This is a genomic window from Adlercreutzia sp. CNCM I-6207, assembly GCF_977072305.1.
On record NZ_CDRVLZ010000003.1, the window covers coordinates 34,632 to 56,909 of the forward strand.

General features: G+C 62.0%; 20 protein-coding genes and 2 tRNA genes. 15 read left to right on the plus strand and 7 right to left on the minus strand.

Annotation, left to right across the window (positions count from 1 at the left end; translation table 11 throughout):
• Positions 1-6: 6 nt before the first annotated feature.
• The 8 genes from ACW4QM_RS02370 (at position 7) to ACW4QM_RS02405 (ending at position 7,232) form a co-directional block, all read left to right on the plus strand.
• A tRNA-Arg gene (locus ACW4QM_RS02370) sits at positions 7-82 on the plus strand.
• A gap of 325 nt (positions 83-407) precedes the next feature.
• Complete coding sequence (rpsF, locus tag ACW4QM_RS02375) at positions 408-701, plus strand: 30S ribosomal protein S6 (RefSeq protein WP_022738031.1); 294 nt, start codon at positions 408-410, stop codon at positions 699-701.
• 54 nt (positions 702-755) lie between these two features.
• Entirely contained in the window at positions 756-1,265 is a 510-nt protein-coding gene (locus tag ACW4QM_RS02380) for a single-stranded DNA-binding protein (RefSeq protein ID WP_114540538.1), read from the plus strand.
• A 20-nt stretch (positions 1,266-1,285) separates the two neighbouring features.
• Positions 1,286-1,546, plus strand: a complete 261-nt coding sequence (gene rpsR / locus ACW4QM_RS02385) for a 30S ribosomal protein S18 (RefSeq protein ID WP_022738039.1) — start codon at positions 1,286-1,288, stop codon at positions 1,544-1,546.
• Between the two features lie 17 nt (positions 1,547-1,563).
• Entirely contained in the window at positions 1,564-2,148 is a 585-nt protein-coding gene (rplI, locus tag ACW4QM_RS02390; protein WP_114540539.1) for a 50S ribosomal protein L9, read from the plus strand.
• A gap of 180 nt (positions 2,149-2,328) precedes the next feature.
• Positions 2,329-3,720 carry a replicative DNA helicase gene (dnaB, locus tag ACW4QM_RS02395; RefSeq protein ID WP_227069955.1) on the plus strand — a complete coding sequence of 464 codons (1,392 nt, stop codon included), beginning with the start codon at positions 2,329-2,331 and terminating at the stop codon, positions 3,718-3,720.
• 9 nt (positions 3,721-3,729) lie between these two features.
• Positions 3,730-5,010, plus strand: coding sequence for a metallophosphoesterase family protein (locus ACW4QM_RS02400; protein ID WP_237973994.1), 1,281 nt, complete (start codon positions 3,730-3,732; stop codon positions 5,008-5,010).
• Positions 5,007-7,232, plus strand: coding sequence for an ATP-binding protein (locus ACW4QM_RS02405; RefSeq protein ID WP_455798166.1), 2,226 nt, complete (start codon positions 5,007-5,009; stop codon positions 7,230-7,232). Before ACW4QM_RS02400 ends, ACW4QM_RS02405 begins: the two co-directional genes overlap by 4 nt.
• Here the strand turns inward: ACW4QM_RS02405 and ACW4QM_RS02410 are convergent.
• Positions 7,227-7,442: a hypothetical protein gene (locus ACW4QM_RS02410; protein ID WP_022738058.1), complete on the minus strand. Its 216-nt coding sequence runs from the start codon at positions 7,440-7,442 to the stop codon at positions 7,227-7,229. The genes ACW4QM_RS02405 and ACW4QM_RS02410 overlap by 6 nt on opposite strands.
• Positions 7,443-7,595: 153 nt before the next feature.
• Between ACW4QM_RS02410 and ACW4QM_RS02415 the strand changes: the two genes are divergently transcribed.
• From ACW4QM_RS02415 to ACW4QM_RS02435, 5 genes are all read left to right on the plus strand, one after another.
• The gene (locus tag ACW4QM_RS02415) at positions 7,596-8,921 is read left to right on the plus strand and encodes an adenylosuccinate synthase (protein ID WP_022738060.1); all 1,326 of its coding nucleotides are present in this window, start codon (positions 7,596-7,598) and stop codon (positions 8,919-8,921) included.
• 190 nt (positions 8,922-9,111) lie between these two features.
• On the plus strand, positions 9,112-10,404 hold the full coding sequence (gene purD / locus ACW4QM_RS02420) for a phosphoribosylamine--glycine ligase (RefSeq protein ID WP_114549516.1): 1,293 nt from the start codon (positions 9,112-9,114) through the stop codon (positions 10,402-10,404).
• 49 nt (positions 10,405-10,453) lie between these two features.
• Positions 10,454-11,953: a coproporphyrinogen III oxidase family protein gene (locus ACW4QM_RS02425; RefSeq protein WP_273701180.1), complete on the plus strand. Its 1,500-nt coding sequence runs from the start codon at positions 10,454-10,456 to the stop codon at positions 11,951-11,953.
• A 9-nt stretch (positions 11,954-11,962) separates the two neighbouring features.
• A complete protein-coding gene (locus tag ACW4QM_RS02430; RefSeq protein WP_302148283.1) occupies positions 11,963-12,649 on the plus strand; it encodes a prepilin peptidase in 687 nt (228 codons plus the stop codon).
• 132 nt (positions 12,650-12,781) lie between these two features.
• Positions 12,782-12,857: transfer RNA gene (locus tag ACW4QM_RS02435), tRNA-Phe, on the plus strand.
• A gap of 109 nt (positions 12,858-12,966) precedes the next feature.
• On the opposite strand, the gene yfcE is transcribed toward ACW4QM_RS02435, so the two are convergent.
• A complete protein-coding gene (gene yfcE, locus ACW4QM_RS02440; protein ID WP_161128158.1) occupies positions 12,967-13,572 on the minus strand; it encodes a phosphodiesterase in 606 nt (201 codons plus the stop codon).
• Between the two features lie 280 nt (positions 13,573-13,852).
• Here yfcE and ACW4QM_RS02445 point away from each other — a divergent pair, with 280 nt between their 5' ends.
• On the plus strand, positions 13,853-15,202 hold the full coding sequence (locus tag ACW4QM_RS02445; RefSeq protein ID WP_302148284.1) for a sensor domain-containing diguanylate cyclase: 1,350 nt from the start codon (positions 13,853-13,855) through the stop codon (positions 15,200-15,202).
• Positions 15,203-15,290: 88 nt separating this feature from the next.
• Here ACW4QM_RS02445 and ACW4QM_RS02450 read toward each other — a convergent pair whose 3' ends face one another.
• The 5 genes from ACW4QM_RS02450 to ACW4QM_RS02470 form a co-directional block, all read right to left on the minus strand.
• Positions 15,291-16,199 (minus strand): hypothetical protein, encoded by a 909-nt coding sequence (locus tag ACW4QM_RS02450; protein WP_302148285.1) that lies wholly within the window; start codon positions 16,197-16,199, stop codon positions 15,291-15,293.
• Positions 16,200-16,388: 189 nt separating this feature from the next.
• Positions 16,389-17,225, minus strand: a complete 837-nt coding sequence (gene proC / locus ACW4QM_RS02455) for a pyrroline-5-carboxylate reductase (protein WP_302148286.1) — start codon at positions 17,223-17,225, stop codon at positions 16,389-16,391.
• 321 nt (positions 17,226-17,546) lie between these two features.
• Positions 17,547-18,950: an APC family permease gene (locus ACW4QM_RS02460; RefSeq protein ID WP_022738089.1), complete on the minus strand. Its 1,404-nt coding sequence runs from the start codon at positions 18,948-18,950 to the stop codon at positions 17,547-17,549.
• A 276-nt stretch (positions 18,951-19,226) separates the two neighbouring features.
• On the minus strand, positions 19,227-20,132 hold the full coding sequence (locus ACW4QM_RS02465; protein WP_302148287.1) for an acetamidase/formamidase family protein: 906 nt from the start codon (positions 20,130-20,132) through the stop codon (positions 19,227-19,229).
• 200 nt (positions 20,133-20,332) lie between these two features.
• On the minus strand, positions 20,333-20,794 hold the full coding sequence (locus tag ACW4QM_RS02470; RefSeq protein WP_302148288.1) for a pyridoxamine 5'-phosphate oxidase family protein: 462 nt from the start codon (positions 20,792-20,794) through the stop codon (positions 20,333-20,335).
• A 285-nt stretch (positions 20,795-21,079) separates the two neighbouring features.
• Here ACW4QM_RS02470 and ACW4QM_RS02475 point away from each other — a divergent pair, with 285 nt between their 5' ends.
• On the plus strand, positions 21,080-22,189 hold the full coding sequence (locus ACW4QM_RS02475; protein ID WP_302148289.1) for an LPXTG cell wall anchor domain-containing protein: 1,110 nt from the start codon (positions 21,080-21,082) through the stop codon (positions 22,187-22,189).
• Positions 22,190-22,278 lie beyond the last annotated feature (89 nt).

Here is a 22,278-nt window from a genome sequence, read left to right on the forward strand (position 1 = left end):
ATATCCGCCCCCGTAGCTCAGCGGATAGAGCGTCGGTTTCCTAAACCGTGCGTCGGAGGTTCGAGTCCTCTCGGGGGCGCCATGATGTGAGCGGCGGAGCTTCGGCTCCGCCTTTTTATTGCTATCGAAATTAGTTCCGTGGGGGCAACCAGAGTCGTGCCCTGGGGGGACGGAGATACGACGCTGATACGGTTGGCGCGAGGAACGAAACGGGACATTTCCGCGTCATTTTTACGGTTCGCTTGGTTTACCATGGCCCCAGCGACCGAGGCAATGTGTGCTTACCGTGATGGAGAAACGCAGGTTCAACCGCAGCGGGAAAAGCTCTGCTAAGATAGCAAGGCTATTCCTGCTCCGGTGTGTGCCTTCACCAGCCCGGAGCCGTAAAGTCCAAAGGAGGTGAGCTGATGAAGGCGTATGAACTGCTGTTTATTGTTGCTCCGACGATTGACGACGAGACGCGCGCTGGCGTTATGAAGCGCATCGAGACGACGATCACCGACGCCCAGGGCGTGGTGGACAACGTCGACAATTGGGGCAAGCGTAAACTCGCTTATGAGATCAACGGTCTGTCTGATGGCGACTACACTCTCATCGATTTCCATACTGACCCGCAGAGCATTGCCGAGCTCGATCGCGTGCTGCGCATCAACGATGCCGTTGTGCGTCACATGATCGTCGCCCGCACCGATCGCGACTAGTTGGAAACTGAGCGGTCCCGCAAAGGGGAGCGCTCACCATGAGAAGAGGTAGAAATGAGCATTAATCGAGTGATCATCAGCGGCAATCTGACCCGCGACCCCGAGCTGCGCAGCACCCAGTCCGGCATGGACGTCATGAGCTTCGGCGTGGCCGTGAACGACCGTCGTCGTAATCCTCAGACCAACGAATGGGAGGATTATCCGAACTTCGTTGACTGCACCATGTTCGGCAACCGGGCTCGCAGCCTGCACCAGTACTTGTCCAAGGGCACCAAGGTGGCCATCGAGGGCAAGCTTCGCTGGAGCCAGTGGGAGCGCGATGGTCAGAAGCGCAGCAAGCTCGAAGTCATCGTTGACGAGCTCGAGTTCATGTCGAGCCGCAGCGGCGGCGGCGCTCAGTCCTACGGCGGCGATTTCGGCGGCAACCAGGGCTATGCTCCGGCGACTCCGGCCTATAGTGCTCCGGCTCCCATGCCCGCACCGGCCCCGACGCCCGCGCCCATGCCCGCTGCTCCGGTTATCGACGCTTCCTCTTCCGTGTACGATGATGACATTCCGTTTTAAGCGAAACGAAAGAGGTTAATATGGCCGATTACGCTAAGCAGCCTCGTCGTAAGTATTGCCAGTTCTGCAAGGACGACGTGGAGTATATCGATTACAAAGATACTCAAATGCTGCGCAAGTACGTTACCGATCGTGGCAAGATCAAGCCCCGTCGCGTGACCGGTGCCTGCACCCAGCACCAGCGCGACATCGCGGAAGCTGTTAAGCGCGCCCGCGTCATGGCTCTCATGCCCTATGCCGTTCCCGCTGTCAGCGGCCGTGGCGATCGCCGCAACCGCTAGGCGAAGGGAGGAGAACCATGAAAGTTATTCTTCTGAAGGAACTCCAGGGCAAAGGCGGCGAGGGTGACGTCATCGACGTCAACCGCGGCTTTGCCAACAACTTCCTGCTGACCCAGGGCTATGCCGTGAAGGCTACCCCGGGCAACCTGAAGCAGCTTGAGGAGCGCAAGAAGAACATCGCCAAGCGCGAGGAGACTCGCATTGCCGATGCCAACGCTCTGGCCGAGAAGCTGAACGACGCCACCGTGCGCGTTATCGCCCAGGTGGGCGAGGAGGGCGTGCTCTTCGGTTCCGTCACTGCTCCTCTGGTGGCCGACGCCATCGCCGAGCAGCTCGACATCGAAATCGATCGTCGTCGTGTAGAACTGGGCAAGCCCATCAAGATGACCGGTACCTACCATGTGCCCGTGTCTCTGTACCGCGACATCAAGGGTACGGTAACCGTGGTCGTCGCTGGTGAGTCCGAGGCCGAAGAGGCCATCGACGCTATCGAGGAAGCTATCGATATCGCCGAGACTCCGGCCGACGAGATGGTTGAAGTTGACGGCGAAGTTGCCGCCGACGGCACCGTCGAGGTTGAGGTGACCGAGACCGAGGAGTAGTCCTCGTCTTGCGAGACCCTTTGATGGCCCCTCTTCGGAGGGGCCATTTTCTATAATGAGCCTGTTTCCCGTGAAACAGTGGCGGTAAGCCGAGTTCCAGCGTTCGCGGGAAGAAACGCGATACAATAGGCGCACCGACGACGCGAAGGATGTTTCATGCCCTACCAGCCTCAGCCTCCCATGGATGCCAACAATACGCCCGGACTTGCGCCCCGCGCGCAGTTGCCTCAGAACATCGAGGCAGAGCAATCGGTGCTCGCCGCCTGCCTGCTCAACGGGGAGGTGACCGAAGAGGCGGTCATGCGGCTGCGTCCGGAAAACTTCTTCCGTCCGGCCCATCGCATCATCTTCGAGGCCATCATCAGTCTCACGAACCGCCACATTCCCGTTGACCCCATCGCTCTCGCCGACACCTTGAAGTCCACGGGGCAGCTGGAGGCCGTGGGCGGCCGCGCCTATCTGGCCGAGCTAGCCGACAACACCTTCTCGCTCACCAGCTGGGAGCGCCATGTCGACATTGTCAAGCGGCAGTCCATTTTGCGCGAGCTCGTGTTCGCCGCCACGCAGATTAACGCTCTGGCCTATGACGCGCCCGATGATTTGGATCAGGTGGTGGAAGAGGCGGAGAAGACGCTCTTCAACGTAACCGAGAAACGCGTCAGCTCGTCGTTCCGCAAGATGGACGAGTTGGTAAGCGACGCCTACGAGGAAATTTCCCGTCTCGCCAACCAGAAGGACAAGATGGCCGGCGTTCCCACGGGCTTCAAGGACGTCGATGAGCTGTTTCACGGGTTTCGCGGCGGCGATCTGGTTATTCTGGCGGCGCGCCCCGGTGTTGGCAAAACCTCCTTTGCACTGAACCTGGCCACCAACGCGGCTAAATCCGGCGCCGCTGTGGCGTTCTTCTCGTTGGAGATGGGCGCCGAGCAGCTGGTTCAGCGTATCCTGTGCTCCGAGGCTCGCGTGAATCTCTCGAAGCTGCGCAGCGGCTTCATCGCCGAGGGCGACTGGGGTGCCTTGGCCGAAGCCTCGGGCAAGCTCTCCCAGCTGGATATGTTCATCGACGACACCCCAGGCCTCTCGGTACTGGAAGCCCGCGCCAAGGGCCGCCGCGAGCTGCATGGCCTGAAAGAGGGCCAAAAGGGCCTCATCATCGTGGACTACCTGCAGCTCATGCAGCCGGGTCCCATGACGGCCAATAAATCTACCAACGACCAAGTGAGCGAAATTTCCCGCGGACTCAAGATTCTCGCCAAGGAAATGAACATGCCGGTGCTCGCCCTGTCGCAGCTGTCCCGTGCCATCGAACAACGCGGCAAGGACAAGCGCCCCATGCTTTCCGACCTGCGCGACTCCGGCGCCATCGAGCAGGACGCCGATATCGTCATGTTCATCGACCGTTCCATGAACGAGATCGAGGCGGAAAGCGAGTCGCGCCCCGATTTGGGCATGGCCAAGCTCATCGTCGCGAAGCACCGCAACGGCGCCACGCGCGACATCGACTTGGCCTTCAACCCCGAGTTCACGAAGTTCATGGACTTTATTGACGACTCCCGCGTGGGCAGCTTCTAGGGTCTGTTCGTGCCGGAAACGCTGACATTCATCCACGCTGCCGACCTGCACATCGGTGCGCCGTTTCGCGGCCTGAGGGCGCTGTCCGATGAATGGGCGCGCCGTTTGGTAGATGCCATTCCCGGTGCTTGGGATCGCGTAGTGGAGGCGGCCGTGTCGCGCAAGGTCGATTTCGTGGTCGTTTCCGGCGACATCTTCGATTCGGTTCGCGCGTCCTATCGCGACTACCTGCGTTTCTTCGATGGATTGAACCGCCTGGATGCGGAGGGCATTCCCTCGTATTTGTGCACTGGCAACCACGACCCGCTGAGTCTTTGGCAGCAGGATTTCTTCGCCTTGCCCCCGTCCGCCACGATGCTCGCCGCCGATCGTCCCGATTTCGCCCTGTACGAGCGCGACGGGCGTCCCCTTGCGGTCATCGGAGGCCGCGGCTACCCGAACAAGGTGTGGTCGCCCAACGAGAACATCGCCGAGGGTATCACCCGCGCCGCCGCCATTCGGGCGCTGGGCCCGCGCACCGCCGAGGCGTCTTTTGCGGTGGGCGTGCTGCACACCGGGCTTACGTTCGATCCTGTGAAGGCTCCCACCGACCCCGTGGCATTGCTGCGCGCCGGGTTCGACTACTGGGCACTCGGGCATATTCACAAGCGGTGGGTCAACGACGAGCGCGCGCCGCGCATTGCGTTTTCCGGCTGCATTCAAGGGCGCGATGTGCGCGAAACGGGTCCGCGCGGTGTTAACCTCGTCACGCTGGCGGTTGACGCGCCGCCGAAGGTGAGCTTCATTCCCACGGCCTCGGTGGTGTGGGAAAAGGTTCGCATCGACGTCTCCGATTGCACGAACATTCCGGCTCTGGTGTCCAAAACCATGCGGGAGCTGTTCGCGGTCAACGGCGACGCCTCCTGCGAGATGATGGTGTCGCGCATCATTCTCACCGGAGCGACCTCCCTTCACGAGGTGCTCGGCCGCCCCGGGGTGCTGGAAGAGGTGCGCGCCTCTTTGAACGATGCGTACTCGGAATTCTACTGCGATAGTCTCATCGACGAGACAACGGCTCCCATCGATGAAGAGGCGTTGCGCGCCGAGGGGCTGTTCCCAGCGGTGTTTCTTCGCACCGTTGATCGGCTCTCCGAGGATGTCGAAGGGCAGATCGACTATTTACAGGAAGAATACCTCGCGCGCAACGTTCCCCTTACGGCGGCGCTTTCCGAGAAGAAGGCGCGTCAGCTCACGGACGAGGCTGCCCGGCTTGTGCTCGACTTGCTGCTGCAGGGGGGCGACGACCGATGACCGAGCCGCGCATCTACCTTCGCTCTATTCACTTGGAGCGCTTCGGCCGCTTTCACGATACCGTGGTCGGGCCCTTCGGCGATCGTATGAACATTGTCCTGGGCGCCAACGAGGCGGGCAAGACGACGGTGGCCTCCTTTGTGGGCGGCGTGCTGTTCGGTTGGGAAGAGGCTCGAGGAAACCGGAACACCTACAAGCCCGAGGGGGCCGAGCGAGCGGGCTCGCTGCTTTTCGCGCGGTCGGCGGGGGCGGACGCGAGCGCGAGCGCGAGGGAAGACGAGGAGACATTCGTGCTTTCCCGCGCCCGCAACGCCGACGGCCTGCAGGGAGACACCTTCCTGGTGGAAGACATCGACAAGGACACCTATCGTACGATGTTTTCCCTGAACAGCGATGAATTGCGCTCGCTGCGCAACACGACGGACACGACGGCGAAGTTGCTGACGGCTGGTTCGGGCACAGGCTCGTCGCCGGCCCACGCCCTCGCTCATGTGAACGAGCGCTTGGCGGCATTCACCTCCCGCGCCGCCTCGGCCGAGCAGTCGATCCCCCAGCTTCTGGCCCGGCGCAACGCCCTGCGCGCCGAGCAGCAAAGCGCGGCTGATGTCGCCGATGCCTATCGCGCCCAAGATCGCGAGCTGCACGAGCTGGAGCCCGAGCGCGCCGCCATGGGAGAGCGGGTGGAAGAGGCCAACCGCATGATTGAGGCGCTCACCATGGCCAAAAGTTCTCTGGCGGCTCTGGATGCCGAACGCGACAAGCTTAAGGGGGATATCGCCCGGCTGGCCAAGAGCGAGGAAGAGGCAGCCAACAACTACGAACTTCACGAGCGCTCCTGCGGGCGCCGCCTCGCCCGTCTGACGGCCTCCGACGAGCGGGCCTTGCGCGACCGTCTGGAAAACCTCGCGACCCGCCAATCGCGGCAGGCCCATGCCGTGGAGGTGGCTCGCGCGAACTACACGTCTTCCGTGGCGGTGTACGAGGCGCTGCAGGAAACGGCCGACGATGAGGCCGATCGCCGCAGCGAGCGATCGAAGAGGCGCATTCAGGTGGCATTCTGCGTGGTCATTCCCGCGGTGCTGTTTCTTCTGGGCGTCCCTCTTTTCATCGAGGGCCGCGCCCGCGGTGCCCTCAGCTATATGGCTATCGGGTTTCTCCTCTCCGTCTTCGCGGCGCTTATGGCCACCGGCGGCTTCGCCCTGTTGTTCCGGCCTAACAAGGAGGAAGGCGCCCGCAAGGCCCGTTTCGACGACGCCCATTGGGTGATGATCCAGGATAAGAAGAAACTTGAAGTGTGCCAGGCTGAGGAGGAATCGGTGTCTGCGCAGGTACGCGAGGCGCTGGATGAGGAAGGGCTGGGCGAGGCCCAAGGGTCGATGCGCCAGGCCCGGGCACTTCTTGACGAGGCCCGCGAGGCGCGACAGGCCATGGCGCTGTGTCGCCAGCGCCAGCAAGCGGCAGCGGCTCGGCGAGCGGATGCCGAGCATCGCCTTCAGGAAATCGCCTCTGAACGAGCGGCGGCGCTTCAGCGCGCCGGATTGTCGCCTGAAAGCGGGGTAGGCGATGTCGAGGAGGAGCTCGAGCGGCGCGTTCGCCAGCGCACGGGGCTCATTGAGGCGTTGGAGTCCATGAACCAGCGAGCAGGGGAGTTGGTCGCTGTCCTCGCCCAAGCCGAAACGGAGCGCGACTTCGATCGCATCAAGATTGAGGTGCAGGAAGTGACCACGCGCTTGGAAGAGGCGCGCACCGATTTCGCGCGATTGCTTCTAGCCAAGCACATGCTGGAGGCGGCCATTGCCACCTGGGAATCGAAGCGCCAGCCAGAGGTGTATCTGCGGGCGAGCCGGTTGCTGTCCCTCATGACCGAAGGGCGGTGGACTCGCGTGAGCCTTACGCGCGAGGGCACTCTGGAGGTAGCCGACGCCCTCGGGCGCACGCGCCAGCCGGTGCATTTGTCCCTCGGCACGTGCCAGCAACTGTACCTGGCCCTGCGTATTGCGCTTCTTACCTGCGCCGATAACGTGGGGAGGGCCATTCCCATCCTCGCCGACGACATTCTCGTGAATTTCGACGAGCAGCGCCGGCTGGGGGCCGCCCGCGCTTTGGTGGAACTGTCGGAGCAGCGCCAGGTCATTCTCTTCACCTGTCACGAAGGGGTCGCGAGGGCCTTGAAGAAGACCGCGAAGCAATCAGGACGCCCGGCGACGGTGATCAACTTATAGGTTAAACGGGTGTGGCTGCATGAACTCAGTCACCAGAAAGACCACGAAGGACAGCACGAGCAGAATCCCCACAACGATGCTGAAGATGCGCCGGTTGCGCTGCAGGCGTCGCAGTGCCGTGCGCCTTACGAAGGCCCGATCGCCCTCGGGCGTGCCCAGGGGAGGATCTGCCGCAGGGGGCGTGCGGCGCGGTGGCTGGTTGTCGGTCATGTAGGGTCCTTCGCAAGCGGAAGCGTCTTAACTCCGTAAATCTTAGCACGAAGCCCTCCATTCCGAAGCATTAGCCTGTGCGGCTGGTATACTGAGCCCTTGCGGAATGTCGTTTTCAGGGCATTCCCCGCCCAACGTCGAAAGGACTTGAAGATGCCCAGCACAGTGCTCGTCGGCGCCCAGTGGGGCGACGAAGGCAAGGGTAAGATCACCGACCTCATCGCCAGCGACTACGATTACGTGGTGCGCTTCCAGGGAGGCAATAACGCCGGCCACACCGTCATTCACGGCGACAAGAAGCTGGCGCTGCACCTGATGCCCTCCGGGGTCATGTACGAGAACGCCGTGCCGGTCATCGGCAACGGCGTCGTGGTAGACCCGGGCGTGCTCGTGAAGGAAATGGCCATGCTTGAGGCCGAGGGCATCTCCTGCAAGAACCTGAAGATTTCCAACGACGCGCACCTTATCATGCCGTACCACAAGGATCTCGATGGCGCCGACGAGAAGAGCCTCGGCGACAAGAAGATCGGCACCACCAAACGCGGCATCGGCCCCTGCTACCAGGACAAGATGGGTCGCAAGGGCATCCGCATGCAGGACTTGCTGGACGAGAAGATCTTCCGCCTGAAGCTTGAGGCGGTGCTGGCCCAGAAGAACCCCATCTTGGAGAAGATTTACGGTCTGCACACCTACACGGTGGAGGAGATCTGCGACGAGTACCTGCCTTACGCGCGCATTCTGGCTCCCTATGTGTGCGAGTCGGCCCATATGCTGAACGAGGCGCTGGGCGATGGGAAGTCCATTCTTTTCGAAGGCGCTCAGGGCACGCTGCTCGACATCGACCATGGCACCTATCCGTTCGTGACGTCTTCCAGCTGCTGCGCGGGCGGCGCTTCCACGGGTACCGGCGTCGGCCCCAAGGCCATCGACCGCGTGCTCGGCATCCAGAAGGCCTATGTCACTCGCGTGGGCGAGGGCCCCTTCCCCACGGAGCTGAAGTTCCCCGAGAACGGCGGCACCGGCCAGGACGCGGAGGACGGCGAGCTTCTGTGCGCCGCCGGTCATGAGTTCGGTGTCACCACGGGCCGCAAGCGCCGCTGCGGCTGGTTCGATGCCGTCATCGGGCGTTACGCTGCCGAGGTGAACGGGCTCACCGATGTGGCCCTCACGAAGCTGGATGTGCTTTCGGCCTTCGACACCATCAAGGTGTGCGTGGCTTACGAGTGCGACGGCGTGCGTTACGACTACTTCCCCATGCAGCAATCGGTGCTGCATCACGCGAAGCCCATTTACGTGGAGCTGCCCGGCTGGAAAGACGAGGACATCACCGGCTGCCGCACCTACGAGGAGCTGCCGGAGAACACGCGCAAGTACATCGAGTATTTGGAAGAGGTGTGCGGCGTGCCCATGAGCATCATCTCCGTCGGGCCTGATCGCGACCAGACGATTATCCGCATGTCCTGGTTGAGGGACGAGTAGCTTTTACCTGCTGTCCGGGCGCGTCCCCCCGAGAGGGGTGCCGTGCTCAGACAGATGCGAAATGCGCTCATCCGATTCCGGCTCGCGGAATCGTGGGGCGCACTTCGCATAACTGCGCGCGGCACCCCTCCCGGGGGGACGCGCCCTACGCTAAGAAACAACTTGCTGCAAAGCGAGGAAAGGAACGAACGTGAACATTCTGCTGATCGGTTCGGGTGGGCGCGAACATGCCATCGCGTGGGCGCTGCAGAAGTCTCCGAACACCGACGTGCTGTACGTGGCGCCGGGCAACGGCGGCACGGCGGAAATCGCCGAGAACGTCGACCTGGATATCGCCGACGGCGAGGCGCTGCTGAGCTTCGTGCATGAGCGCAACATCGGGCTTGTGGTCATCGGCCCCGAGGCGCCGCTGGTCGATGGCGTGGCCGATCTGCTACGCGCCGACGGTGTCCCGGTATTCGGGCCCAACGCCGACGGGGCTCAGCTGGAAGGCTCCAAGGCCTATTCGAAGGCGTTCATGGAAGCCAACGACATTCCCACGGCCGCTTACGGGCGCTTCGACGACGAGGCCGCCGCGCTTGCCTACGTGCGCGAGCAGGGCGCTCCCATCGTCATCAAGGCCGACGGTCTGGCGGCGGGCAAGGGCGTTGTGGTGGCCGAAACTGTGGAAGATGCCGAGGCTGCCGTGCGCGCCTGCTTCGACGGCGCCTTCGGCGATGCCGGCTCCACGGTGGTTATCGAGGAGTGCATGACGGGCCCCGAGTGCTCGCTTCTGTGCTTCGTCACGGCCGGGCAGTCGTTCCCCATGGCTCCGGCGCAAGACCACAAGCGCGCCTACGATGGCGACTTGGGCCCCAACACCGGCGGCATGGGCGTGTACTCGCCGGTGCCCATCGTCACCGATGAGGAGATGGCCGCCATGGTGGCCATCATGGAGAAAGCGGCCGCTGCCACGGCCGTCGCTCCCTTTACCAGCGACTACCGCGGCACGCTGTACGGCGGCTTCATGCTGACCCCCGAAGGCCCGAAGATCGTGGAGTTCAACGTGCGCTTCGGCGACCCCGAGACGCAGGTTGTGCTGCCCCGCTTGGAAAGCGATCTGGTTGAGGTCATGCTCGCCGTGGCCGAGGGACGTCCCGAGGACGTGCAGCTGGAGTGGTCCGACGACTGGGCTGTTTCCGTGGTGCTTGCCAGTGAGGGGTACCCGGGCGCTTACGAGAAGGGCAAGGTCATTCTGGGTATTGAAGAGGCCGAGGAGCTGCCCGGCGTGACGGTCTTCCACGCGGGTACCCGCCGCAACTACGACGGCGAGCTGCTCACCAACGGCGGCCGCGTGCTGAACGTGGTGGCCAAGGGCGACAGCTTCGAAGAGGCTCGCGAGCGTGCCTACGAGGCCTGCGATCTCATCAACTTCGAAGGCAAGATGTTCCGTCACGATATCGGCAAGAAAGCTTTGCAGGGCCGATCTGCCTGGGACGAGTAGGAACCTTCTAAAGGTTCAATGCCAGGAATAGAACCCGTAGGGGCAGACATTGGTCTGCCTTCCTCAAGCATGGCGATCAGCCAAGAAAGAAGGAACGCACGATATGCTTTCAGAACGAATGCTTTCCAAGGTGGTGGAGGCTTGCACGGCCAACTACCTGCAGCTTAAGCCCTGCGACGAGGCGTTCATGCCCTCGCCCAACCCGGGTCAGCCTTACATGCTGTACATGCATGTGCCGTTCTGCGAGCGTCTGTGCCCCTACTGTTCCTTCAATCGCTTCCCCTTCCGCGAGGATCGCGCGAAGCCCTACTTCCAGAACATGCGACGCGAGATGCGCATGTTGAAAGATCTTGGCTACGATTTCGATTCTGTCTACATCGGCGGCGGCACGCCCACCATCATGATCGACGAGCTGTGCGAGACCATCGACATGGCTCGCGACCTGTTCTCGATCAAGGAAGTTTCTAGCGAGACGAATCCGAATCACCTCACCCACGAGTATTTGGAGAAGTTGAAAGGACGCGTGCAGCGCCTTTCTGTGGGGGTGCAGTCCTTCGACGACGATCTGCTGCGCCAAATGGATCGCTACGACAAGTACGGCAGCGGTCAGGAGATTCTCGAGCGCATTCAGGAGGCGAGCCCGTACTTCACCTCGATGAACGCGGACATGATCTTCAACTTCCCGGCGCAAACCGAGGACACGCTCATTCACGACATTGAGATGGTGGTGGCTTCCGGCGCGAGCCAGACGACATTCTATCCGCTGATGGCCTCGCCGTCGGTGCAGCGCTCGCTCGCTGCCACGGTGGGCAAGGTTGACTACAACCGCGAGCGCCGCTTCTACGAGATCATCTGCGATCTGCTGCTGGGAGATTTGCCTGGCGGGCAGCCGGGCCTGTTCGAGTTGGGCAGCGCCTGGACGTTCAACCGCCGCGGCACCGGTGCGGCCGGCGAGGACGCCATGATCGACGAGTACGTGGTCGATTACGAGGAGTACCCGGCCATCGGCAGTGGCGGCATCACCTATCTGGGCGAGAATTTGTACGTGAACACGTTCTCGGTGCGCGAGTACAACACGGCCATCGAGGCGGGGCATATGTCCATGATGGGCAAGACCACGTTCTCGCTGCGCGACCGCATGCGCTACCGCTTTATGATGCAGCTGTTCGGTCTGCGTCTTGATAAGCGCCAGTTCGAGCGCGATTTCGGTATGTCGGTGGAACGCGGTCTGCCCGTGGAAATGGGCTTCATGCGCGCGTGTGGGGCTTTCGCCACCGACAACGCCGACGAGCTGACGCTGACGCCGAAGGGCCGCTACCTGGTGGTGGTCATGATGCGCCAGTTCTTCATCGGCGTGAACAACCTGCGCGATCAGGCTCGCGCGGCGCTCACCGGAGAGGAGCGCGAGCTTATCTTCGGCGACGGGAAAGATTGCGGGACCGTGGGGGCCAAGCCGGCATCGGCCGACGCTGTCGCGGCGGAGATTGCTCGGGAAGAAGCGGCCTCGGCGATTCTCGATGGCACTCAAGCCGTGGCTTCGGAGGAATAAACGGCGCCGATGACTTATGTTTCCGTCATAACGCTGGTCACATACGCCCTCGTGCTGGGTCTGCTAGCCGTCGTATCCGTTATCGATGTGCGGTCGCGGCGCGTGCCCAATGTGCTGGCCGGCGCGCTGGGGCTTCTGTGGCTGGCTTGGCGCGTGGTGCTTGGGTTTGCGGGAGCGCACATGGGCTTGGGTTTCCGGGCTGAGTTTCTCGGGCCCGCGCCCGATGTGCTAGTACCACCCGGCCTGGAAATCGGAGGCATCTCCTTTGCGAGCGGCATCTTAGGCGCTGTGGTGCTCGGCGGGGGCTTGCTCGTGCTGACGACGGTCTATGAGCTTGTTCGGCGCAAGGAGGCTTTCGGCGGCGGCGATATCAAACTCATGGCCGTGCTCGGGTTGTTTCTCGGGTTGGAGCGCGGGGTTGTTTGCCTGCTGGCGGCGTGCGTGCTCAGTGTCGCCTATGTGTTTGGCCGCGAGATTGGCCGCCGAGTGATGGGGCGAAGGCGCCACGATCGCAACACGGGCGCTTCCGGCAGCGCCGATCATGCTGGCACTGGAGTGCCTTCTGTCAGTGAGCCTTTCTTAAGCGGCGCCATTCGGGAGGTTGCCACCGAGCACGACCGCGATTCCCTCCTCGCCGGCACCATGCCCTTCGCCCCTTTCATCGCCCTCGGCACCCTCGTCGCCTTCGTGGCGTAAACTGAGTCAGAAGAACCGTCTCCTTGGCTCATTGACTCAGAACCCAACATAAATAAAAAAGTTCTTGCGTCTGGGAGGAATACCCGCTAGAATATATGCTCGCGTCGAAACGGAAACCGTTTCCGCGTATCCGGTCGGGTAGCTCAGTTGGTAGAGCAGCGGACTGAAAATCCGCGTGCCGAGGGTTCAAGTCCCCCTCCGACCACCATAACTTCGAAGGGCCCCAGCAACGGGGCCCTTTTCGTTGATGATCTCCGACGGCGCCGATACTGCCTGCCGTTGTTCTACCTGTAGGGGCTGACCTTGGTCAGCCCTTCTCAACCGAAGAGCGGGCGCAGCTCCACAGTGCCATTATCCCAGACGGCATAGCTGGCGGAACCGTCCTTGGGGTGGCCGATACTGCCGGGGTTGACGAAGGTGACTGAGGGCTGTGCGGACAGCGCGGGGCAGGCTTCGGCTGCTCCTTCTTTGCTGCCGGATTCTGCGGCCCCGGCGTCCTTCACGAATGCGGGTGCCACTTCCGGCCCGATGCCCTTCACGTGGGTGTGGCCCGAGAGCACGAACGACCCTGCGGGAAGCCCTGCGACAACCCGCGACAAATCCAGATGCCCATGGGTGAGCATCAGCGTAGTGTCTGCGTCCACCACCAGCGCGTAATCGCCCAGGCAGGGAAAGTCCAGCACCATCTGATCCACCTCGGCATCGCAGTTACCACGCACGGCTGTAATGCGGTCGGCGTATCCGTTCAGCAGCTTCGCCACCTCGGCCGGCGCATAGCCTTCGGGCAGGGGATTGCGCGGGCCGTGGTACAGCAGGTCGCCAAGCAGCAGCAGTCGGTCGGCGCCTTCTTCGTGAAAGCGAGTCATAAGCGCTTCGGCTGCCGGTAGCGCGCCGTGGATGTCGGAGGCGATGAGATAGCGCATAAGGTTCTCCTATCGAAAGGGGCACGCTTAAGGGGCGCCCCGTCAATACTGCGTCGTCAGTATAGCAGCGCTTCTCGAAGCGGTGATGTTCGCCGTGGGCTGGCGATAGCGTGCGCCGCTGGCTCCTCTTCTCGCAGCAAATAATTACATATGAGGGGGGAGTTGTTGCAGCAAGGGGTTTCCAGAGGCACCGGCGGTGGTATGATCGTGGGGGAGCAATGAGACGTGGGGGTCGCGGCTGGCGGCTTCCCATTGGTAAGAGGTACGTAGGGGGCTGGTTATGACGGTCTTTCATCGGGTGACCGAGGGCAAGCTCGGTTCTCATGACGGGTGCACGATTGAAGATGAGGTATCCCAGGAGTTCCTCGACCGCATTCCCGGAGGCCTGTTTCGCTATCGCGCCGATGACGAGGGCGGCACGATCGACTACGTAAGCCGCGACGTGCTGGAGCTGTTCGGCTGCGCCACCTACGAAGAGTTCTGCTCCATTACGGGCAACAGCTTCATCGGCATGGTGCACCCGAACGATCGTCAGCGGGTCACCGAGGAGATAACCTCTCAAATCAAGTGTGGCAACACTGACGCAGTCACCTACCGGCTGAACCGTCCCGACGGCGCTGAGGTGTGGGTGGATGACCGCGGCCGCTACGTGGTGGACGACGAGGGTCAGGCCTGGTTCTACGTCACCATCATCGACATCACCGAGAAGATGAGCTATCAGCGCAAACTGGAACGGGCTGAAGAGCGGGTGGAAATGCTCACGGTGCTCTCGCGCGACGTCATTTTCGATATCGACTGCCAGGCACAGACCGGCGAGATCTTCGGCGATTTCGAGGTGCGGTTCAACCGCGAGCCGCAGTCGGACGACCTCATTTTGCAGAAGCGTTGCGACAAAGAATGCTCTATCGATCTGGAGGTGCACGACATCGAGCGCATCCGCGACATCGTTGCGCAAGGCGACTTCATCGATATGGAAACCTCGCTGCCCAATGCGGAGGGCGACCCCATCTGGTGCCGCTACCAGTCTTTCGTGCTGTTCAACGGCGTCGGTTGTCCCGTTCGCCATGTGGGTCGTCTTCTGGACACCCACGATATGGTTATGCGCGAGGCCACGCTGCGGAAGAAGGCCGAGCTGGATGGGCTCACGGGCGTTTTCAACCGCGAGGCGGCTATGGCGCGCATCGAGAAGGCCCTGGCCAGCGAGGATTGCTCGCACGGTTGCAGCCTCTTCCTCGTGGATGTGGACAACTTCAAGCAAGTGAGCGATGGCTTCGGCCATCCGGAGGGCGACCGCGTGCTGAAAGAGATTGCCGCGTTCCTCGGGCGCAACATGCGCAAGGACGATGTCGTGGCTCGCCTCGGCGGTGACGAGTTTGCCGTGTTCGCTGCAGGCCTCGTGCCAGGGCCGGCGTTGGAGCGCGTGCTCGCCCAGCTCTCCGGTGGCATTTATGCGCGCAATCCGCGTCCGGCTGACATGCCCGAAGACTTGCAGCCTTCTGTCTCGATCGGCGCTGTGGTCTGTACGCGCACCTCCGTCACCTTCGATGACTTATATCAGGTAGCTGATGAGGCCCTCTATGTGGCCAAACGCGGCGGCAAGAGCCAAGCGGCCTTACGGCGTCTCGACTAACGCCGGTTTCTCGGTGAGCACGACGACGGCCCGACTGTCCCCCTGTTTGGGGGATTCAGCCGGGCCGCTGTTATTTGAATGGGACGAGTTAGTCTATGGTGTAGAACGCGTACTCGGCCTCGCCCTGGGGGAACGTCGCCTTCACCTCGTAGAGGTAGTTCGGCTCGATGCGCAGGGCCGCAGTGCCGTCGTCGCCCAAGGTGCAAGGTACGTCCTCGCCATCGCTCTGCGGGTCAATCTTGGCGGTTTCGCCCTTCACCAGGGGCCGACGCTCGATTTCCAATGACGTGGGATTCACTGAGAAAGCGACGAATGCATCGACAGCGTTAGGGATGCGCGCATCGACGATCGTTTCGTTCAGGGTTCCGTTTCCATCAGCGGCGGAGCCGTCAACCTGGGACGTGCTGGTTTGGCCGTCTTCCGTTTGCCACTGCCAATCGAACTCGTAGGGGTTCAAAACGACGGAGGTGTCGGCCTGATCCGTCTTGTAACTGAGGCTGCCGACGGGTACCTGGCTTTGGTCGGGCGCTGCGAACACGGTGTCCACGATGTCGGCGTACTGCTCGGCGTCGGCGGGGCTGCCGGTTTCTATGACTTCGACTTTAGTGATGCCAGGATACTGCCCCGGGTAGCTTTCCAGCATGATGCCGTTGCCCGTGACCTGCACGATATTACCCGCCACCAAGGCCTCTTCGTCAGTCTGCTGCCCGTCGACGATGATGGTCGCATCATCAATTTCCGTAGGAATGTAGGGAGTCTGCGTCTCCTGGTCGACGAAAAGCACCTGATCGCCGTTGGCGTAGGCAACCATGGCCGTGCTGACGACGTCGCCCTGGGTCGCCTCGCTTGCTCCGTCAGCAGAGCGATTGCCCACGGCATCGGGTTTGCCAGGCGAGTCGTTGGAGCCGCCGGCGCAGCCGGGCAGAATGAGCATAATGCTTGCGGCGGCGAGGGCCACTATAAGCAGGGTAAGGGAGGTGCGAATATGTTTCCTCATGGCAAAACCTTTCAACGAGGAGCAAAGAGGCATTTCGAAAGGGCGCCTTGCTCTGCTTCGGGAGAGCCCTTCCGTAACGCGATTGGCCCTTCATAATAAGGCAAGGAAAAGCGGGCGCGAACCCTGCACAGCCGAACTGTTCCTGGGTTGCTACGCAATTCCACGCAGTCTGCACGGCTTGAACGGTGGCTAGAGGGCTTTCGCCTTTTCCACGCAGGCTGAGATGGCATTCATGACCGATGCGCGGAAAGCGCCTTCTTCCAAGGCCCGCACGCCCTCGATGGTGGTGCCGCCCGGAGAGCAGACCATATCCTTCAGGTCGCCCGGATGACGCCCGGTTTCCAGCACGAGTTGGGCCGATCCGGCGACGGCCGCCGCGGCGAATTCGTACGCTTGCGCGCGGGGCATCCCGGCGGCCACGGCGCCATCGGCCAGGGCCTCGATGAACATGAAGACGAAGGCGGGGGAGGAGCCGGCCGTGGCGCTTGCGGCATCCATCAGCCGTTCGGGAATGACGATGGCCCGGCCGAAGCTTTCCATGAGCCGTAGGCAGAGCGCTTCGTCGGCTTCCGTTGCGCCGGGCCCCGGTACGACGGCGGTGCACCCGGCGTTCACGAGGGCCGGGGTGTTCGGCATGCAGCGAATGAGCCGCATGGCGGTAACGTTGCGGTCGAAAAGGCCCGCGATGCGCTCGAGTGTGAGACCGGCGGCGATGGAGATAACCAGGGTGTTTTCGCTCACTGCGTCGCGGATCTCGGCGATCACTTCAGGAAAGAACTGGGGCTTCACAGCGAGCACCAGCACATCGGCCGCTTCGGCAACTTCGCGGTTGCTGGCGGTGACGGCGATGCCGAATTGCTCGGCGCGCTTCTGCCGCGTGGCCTCGGTCTTGGCCGAGCCGATGATGTTGGCGGCGGTGATCACAGTCGCGTTGCCGTCTTCGCTGTTGAGCGTTGTGTCCTCGCGCAGCAGGCCTCCGATAATGGCCGTGGCCATGTTTCCTAATCCGATGAAACCGATCTTCATGGGAATCCTCCCCTTTCCTTTCCGCAAGGACCAGCAAACTGATTCCATCATTTCGCGCGTCCAGAGGTATTGAGTTCTCTCAAAACCCCCATCTATTTCTTGTTCGTCCCTCGAAACCCCCATCTATTTCCATCTATTTCCGATTTCTATTTACTTATTTGACCTGGGAAAATGTAACGAACCCCCTGGTCAGCTCATCGGAAATAGATGGGAGTTTCGAGGCTGAGCCTAGTATACAAGAAGAGCCCCCGACATGGCCGGGGGCTCGAAAGATGCCGTGCGCTACGGCAGGCAAAGTTGCTGGATCTGCAGGAACGCCGCCTACACTTCCAGGTTCTTAAAGGCGTCGGGCACTTCCTTGAAGCCCTTGGAAATGACCGCGGCAATGATGAGGCCCACGATGAACCAGCTGACGCCCACGCCGTAGGTGAGTAGATCGAAGCCGGTGAACACGTAGATCAGGATAAGAATGCCAATCCAGGGACAGATGAGGTAGCGCAGAACGGCCTTTCCGCCGCGCTGCTTCTCCTTGCACCAGAAGTACCAGAACACGCCGAAGTTCAAAACGATGAAGGAGGCCAGCGCTCCGAAGTTGACCATGGGGGCGAGCACCGTCATGCCGCCGAACTGGCCGGCGGTCAGAGTGAGGACCAGCGAGAACGCGCCCAGGAAGATAGCGGCCACCCAGGGGGTCTGGTACTTGGGATGCACCTTGCCGAGCACGCGGGGCAGCACACCGTCGCGGCCCATGGAGAACAGCAGACGCGAAGAGGCGATCTGGGCGTTCATGATGTTGGCGATGCCGATGGCGACGATGTTGATGACCAGCATGAAGTTCTGCAGCAGCAGACCGCCGGCAGCGTAGCAGGCGTCGAAGAAGCCCATGTCGGGATCGGTGTTCGCCCAGTCGGGAAGAATGAGCGCGGCCACATAAGTCTGAGCCACGAACACGACGATCATGATGCACAGCGCGATGAGGATGCCCTTGCCGATGTTCTTCTCGGGCTTGTAGGTTTCCTCGGCCAGGGTGGACATGCCGTCGAAACCGAGGAACGACAGGCAGGCCAGGGATACGGCCGTGGCCACAAAGTGGAGGTCGACCTCGCCGGGTTTGTAGAACGGCTCGGTGGAGAACTCGCCGTAGCCGCCGCCGCCGGAGACATACATGCAGCCCACAGCAATGAACACGATGAGCGCCAGGATCTCCACGGCGAAGATGATCCAGTCAACGCCCTTCGACATGGTGATGCCGCGCACGTTCACAAACGTGTTGAAAGCGATGAACACGACCACCCAAAGCCACCAAGGCGAGCCGGGAACGAGGGTGGTTCCCCAGTTGGCGACCATGACCAGCAGAAGCGAGGGCACCAGGATGTAGTCCAGCAAGATGAGCCAACCGGACATGAAGCCCACATGCGGGTTGATGGCGCGCTGCACGTAGGAGTACACCGAGCCCGCGATGGGAAACTTGCTGGACATCGCGGCGTAGCTCAGGGCCGTGAAGCTGATGGCAACGAATCCGATGATGTACACGAGCGGGGTCAGGCCACCGGAATCAACCTGTAGCGATCCCCAGATGGACTGCGGTGCGATGAGCACCATGAACAAAACGCCGTACAGAACGACGTCGTGAAGCTGAAGGCCGCGCCTCAGCTCCTGCTTGTAGCCGAAAGCCTCGATGTCCTCGCCGAGGCCGATAGTCGGCTCTTGGATGGGTTGTGACATAGACGTCTCCTCTCTATCCCTTCCAAGTCTTCTCCTCGTGAATCGTGCGGCCCGTGATCCCTCCCAACACGGGTCGGGCGATTCCCCTTTCCTGCGCTTTTGCGCGGCCATAGTTTACCATTTTGCACAGCATTATGAAGCGTAAGCGGCCCGTATTCCGCCAAGGGAGAAGGCATGGAGACCAAAAAGAAGCCGCCTGGGAAGGCGGCTTCTCGAGCAGAGCGGCGACGGCGGTGATGGCACCGCGGCGCCGCTGCGGCGCGGGCAGGGGAACGCCTACCCCACCAGCGGCGGGAACTCGGTCAGCTTCGGGGTGCCGATGCGCAGGGACAGTTGCACTTCGCAGGGCTTGCAACCTTGGCTGATCTCCACGTCGGACTGCACCGACATGTACATGTAGGTTTCCACGGCATCCCAGCCGGTGATGTTCATGAGCAAACGTTGCATTTCCTTCGACGCGCAGATGAGCGCCTCGTTGTACTCCTGGGCGCTGGCGTTCACGTACCACTTGCCTGCCGGGCCGAACGTCTCCAGCACGGGCCAGTGCAGCTCGAGGTTCTTCAGCACGTTCACGCGCACCGTGATTTGCGCGGCGATCTCGATGCCCGTGCCGCACAGCTCCGCATCGCCCATGGTGGCGTGCACGTCGCCCATCTGCAAAAGCGCGCCGGGGACACGCACGGGGAAGTAGAGGCGCGTGCCTTTGGTGATGAGCTTGTTGTCCATGTTCCCACCGTAGTTGCCCACAAAGCCGTCGGCGGGCGCCCCCTCGGCCGGCGCGGTGCCAATGACGCCGATCATGGGATTGATGGGGAAGCGCACACCGTTGAAGTCGGCCATGCCGCCCTCGATCTTGATTTTCTTCGTGCGGTAGTCGGTGCCCTCGAACAAGGGCCCGCAGTGGTCGTCGGTGGCGATGGTGCCCTCGTCGGCGACTTGGATGTCGTAGATGTCCACCACAAGCACGTCGCCCACCTCGGCGCCTTCCACGTACACCGGACCGGCAGCGGGGTTGGTGATGTTGTAGGAGAAGTCCATGTCCTTCATGGTGACGGTCTCGTCGGTTAGGCGCCCGGAGAAGCAGTCGAGCGTGTTGAACTGCAGCACCTCGCCTGGCTGGGCGGTGTAGCACGGCGGATTGTCCTTCGAGAACGCGTACACTTTGTCTTCGATGATTTGCACGGTTTCCTCCTCAGATCAGACATCGGCGCGGCTCTTGCCGCGCAGTGAATCCATCATACGCCGCTCGGGTACGGCTGCGGACGGGAATTGCCGAAAAGTATGGGGCGCCTTTGCCCGCCCCCGCCCAGCGCGCCACGGCTATGCTCCAGATCGCGTATCTCGGCCCGCGACCCGCGCCCCGGCTTGCATCCTCGTGGCCTCTATTCGGGCAGGCGTGCCTTGGCGGTCAGCTCGCTCGGCGTGATCTTCCACACGAGCGTGCGCGGCAGCTCCTCGGCCAGCGCCTCCTTGAAGTGGTCGAGATTCTCGCCGGCATAGCGCTTGGCGATGGCTTGCAGGGCGGTCACGCGCTCGGCATCGTCGGTCACTTCGGCGATGGTTCCGCGCACGATGGCGCTGGCGTATTCGGTGGAGTACGCCTCGGGCAACGGCACCACATCGCGCACGCCGACGAGGCACACGGCGGGGTGCGCGCGCAGAAGCTTCGACTTCGTGCCGTGCTTGGCTGAATGGAAGTAAATGGCGCCGCCTGCCACGGCCGCCGACACGGGAATGCTGTAGGGGAGCCCCGCATCGTCGGTTGTCGAGAGCACGGCGTAGGGGCACGTCTCAAGCACGTCCCAGCCGAACTCCTCGCTCTGCTCGCGATCTTTTCTGCGCATGAAAGCCCCTCTCCTCGGCCAGTGGACGGTCGGTGGATTCAGCATCGATAGACGACGCCCGCATTATAGCGTAGAAAGCTTTCAGAACCCAGTAAATTCAATGTGAAAAGATCATCAATGTTTAAGGTGTGAAATCGGAAGATTCTCGCGCTTTTCCTGGGGATATGTAGTTGAATAGCTATCCCTATTTTGGTACAGTTCCATATAAATCTAGTAAAACACTAGACATTGATGAGATCTTTGCCGCCGGCGGAGAGCCGGCACTGAAGAGGAAAGAGTTTTCACGTGAAACTGTTAGCTGATTTTGCCGCCCGCTCCTTCTCTTCGCTGAAGGGGCTTCTTGGCGCTATGGCTCTGGTCGGTGTTCTCTCGCTGACCCTCGCGGCGGCGCCGCTTCCGGCGATGGCCGAGGAGGGTGGTTCTGCGAGTGACGAGAACGCCACTCAAACCGTTACGGTTTACCACTTCGAGATGGTTTACTACGACGATCCCACCTTCGAGGATTGGGGCGTTCCCGAGCTTACGGGTCTGCGCCTGATTGGCACTTCGACGGTGGAGGGCCTGAAGCCCGGCGATGTCGTTCGGGCGTGGGATCAGGTGGGCACCCATCCGGGCTTCGCCTTTTTCGACGGCTGGCCGCGCGAGCTGACGGTGTCGGAAGATCCGTCGGAAAACGCTATCCAGATGAACTACATCCGCCAGTCCAGCGAGGTGACGGTGAATTATTACGAGGCGTCTCTGCTGGATAACATGGCGGCCATGCCCCTGTACGGAAACACGATAGTGGAAAACGTTGGCGACCATATGGTTGAGTTCACGAAGATGGGCAGCGAAGTGCTCGACCGTGGGTTGTACGCCGAGGTGCTCACAGGCGACGAGCTGGCGGAGGAGACCGATATGGTCGATGGCCTGGCGTACGCGGGCAGCTACCCCGACGACGTGTTCGTGAGTATGGATACGTCGAAAAACGAGATCAACCTGGTTTACACCCGGCCTACCGTGCGGCCCGACGACGTTGAGGTTGGCGCCGATGTGGCCGACGTTCCCGACGAGGTGGCGCCGCCGGCGCCAGACGATGCCCCCGAAGGGCCGGTGACGGGCGACGGGGACGGCGATGCTGCTCCGGACGACTCTGCGGGCGACAAGGAGCCCGCAGGCACGCCGGAGGAAGACGCGGCATCAGAGAGCGGGGCGAATTCCGACACCCAAGTTGTCGAGGGTTCGTCTGACGATGAGGCCGCCCGCGCCGAGGCCCAGGCGGCTTCCGAGGACGGCGTGCTCGCTCTTCCCCAAACGGGCGACGAGAACGACATCGCCTTCTCCATCGCGCTTCTGCTTGGCGCCCTTGCCGCCGTCGGCGCGGCGGTGGCCCTTCGCAACATGAGGCGACAGTAGCCGCACGGCCGGAAGGCGACAGGCTTCCCGCCGAAGAGTGCTGCCGCCGTCGGCGCTGGACGAAACTTCGTTGTACACTCTAGGAAACG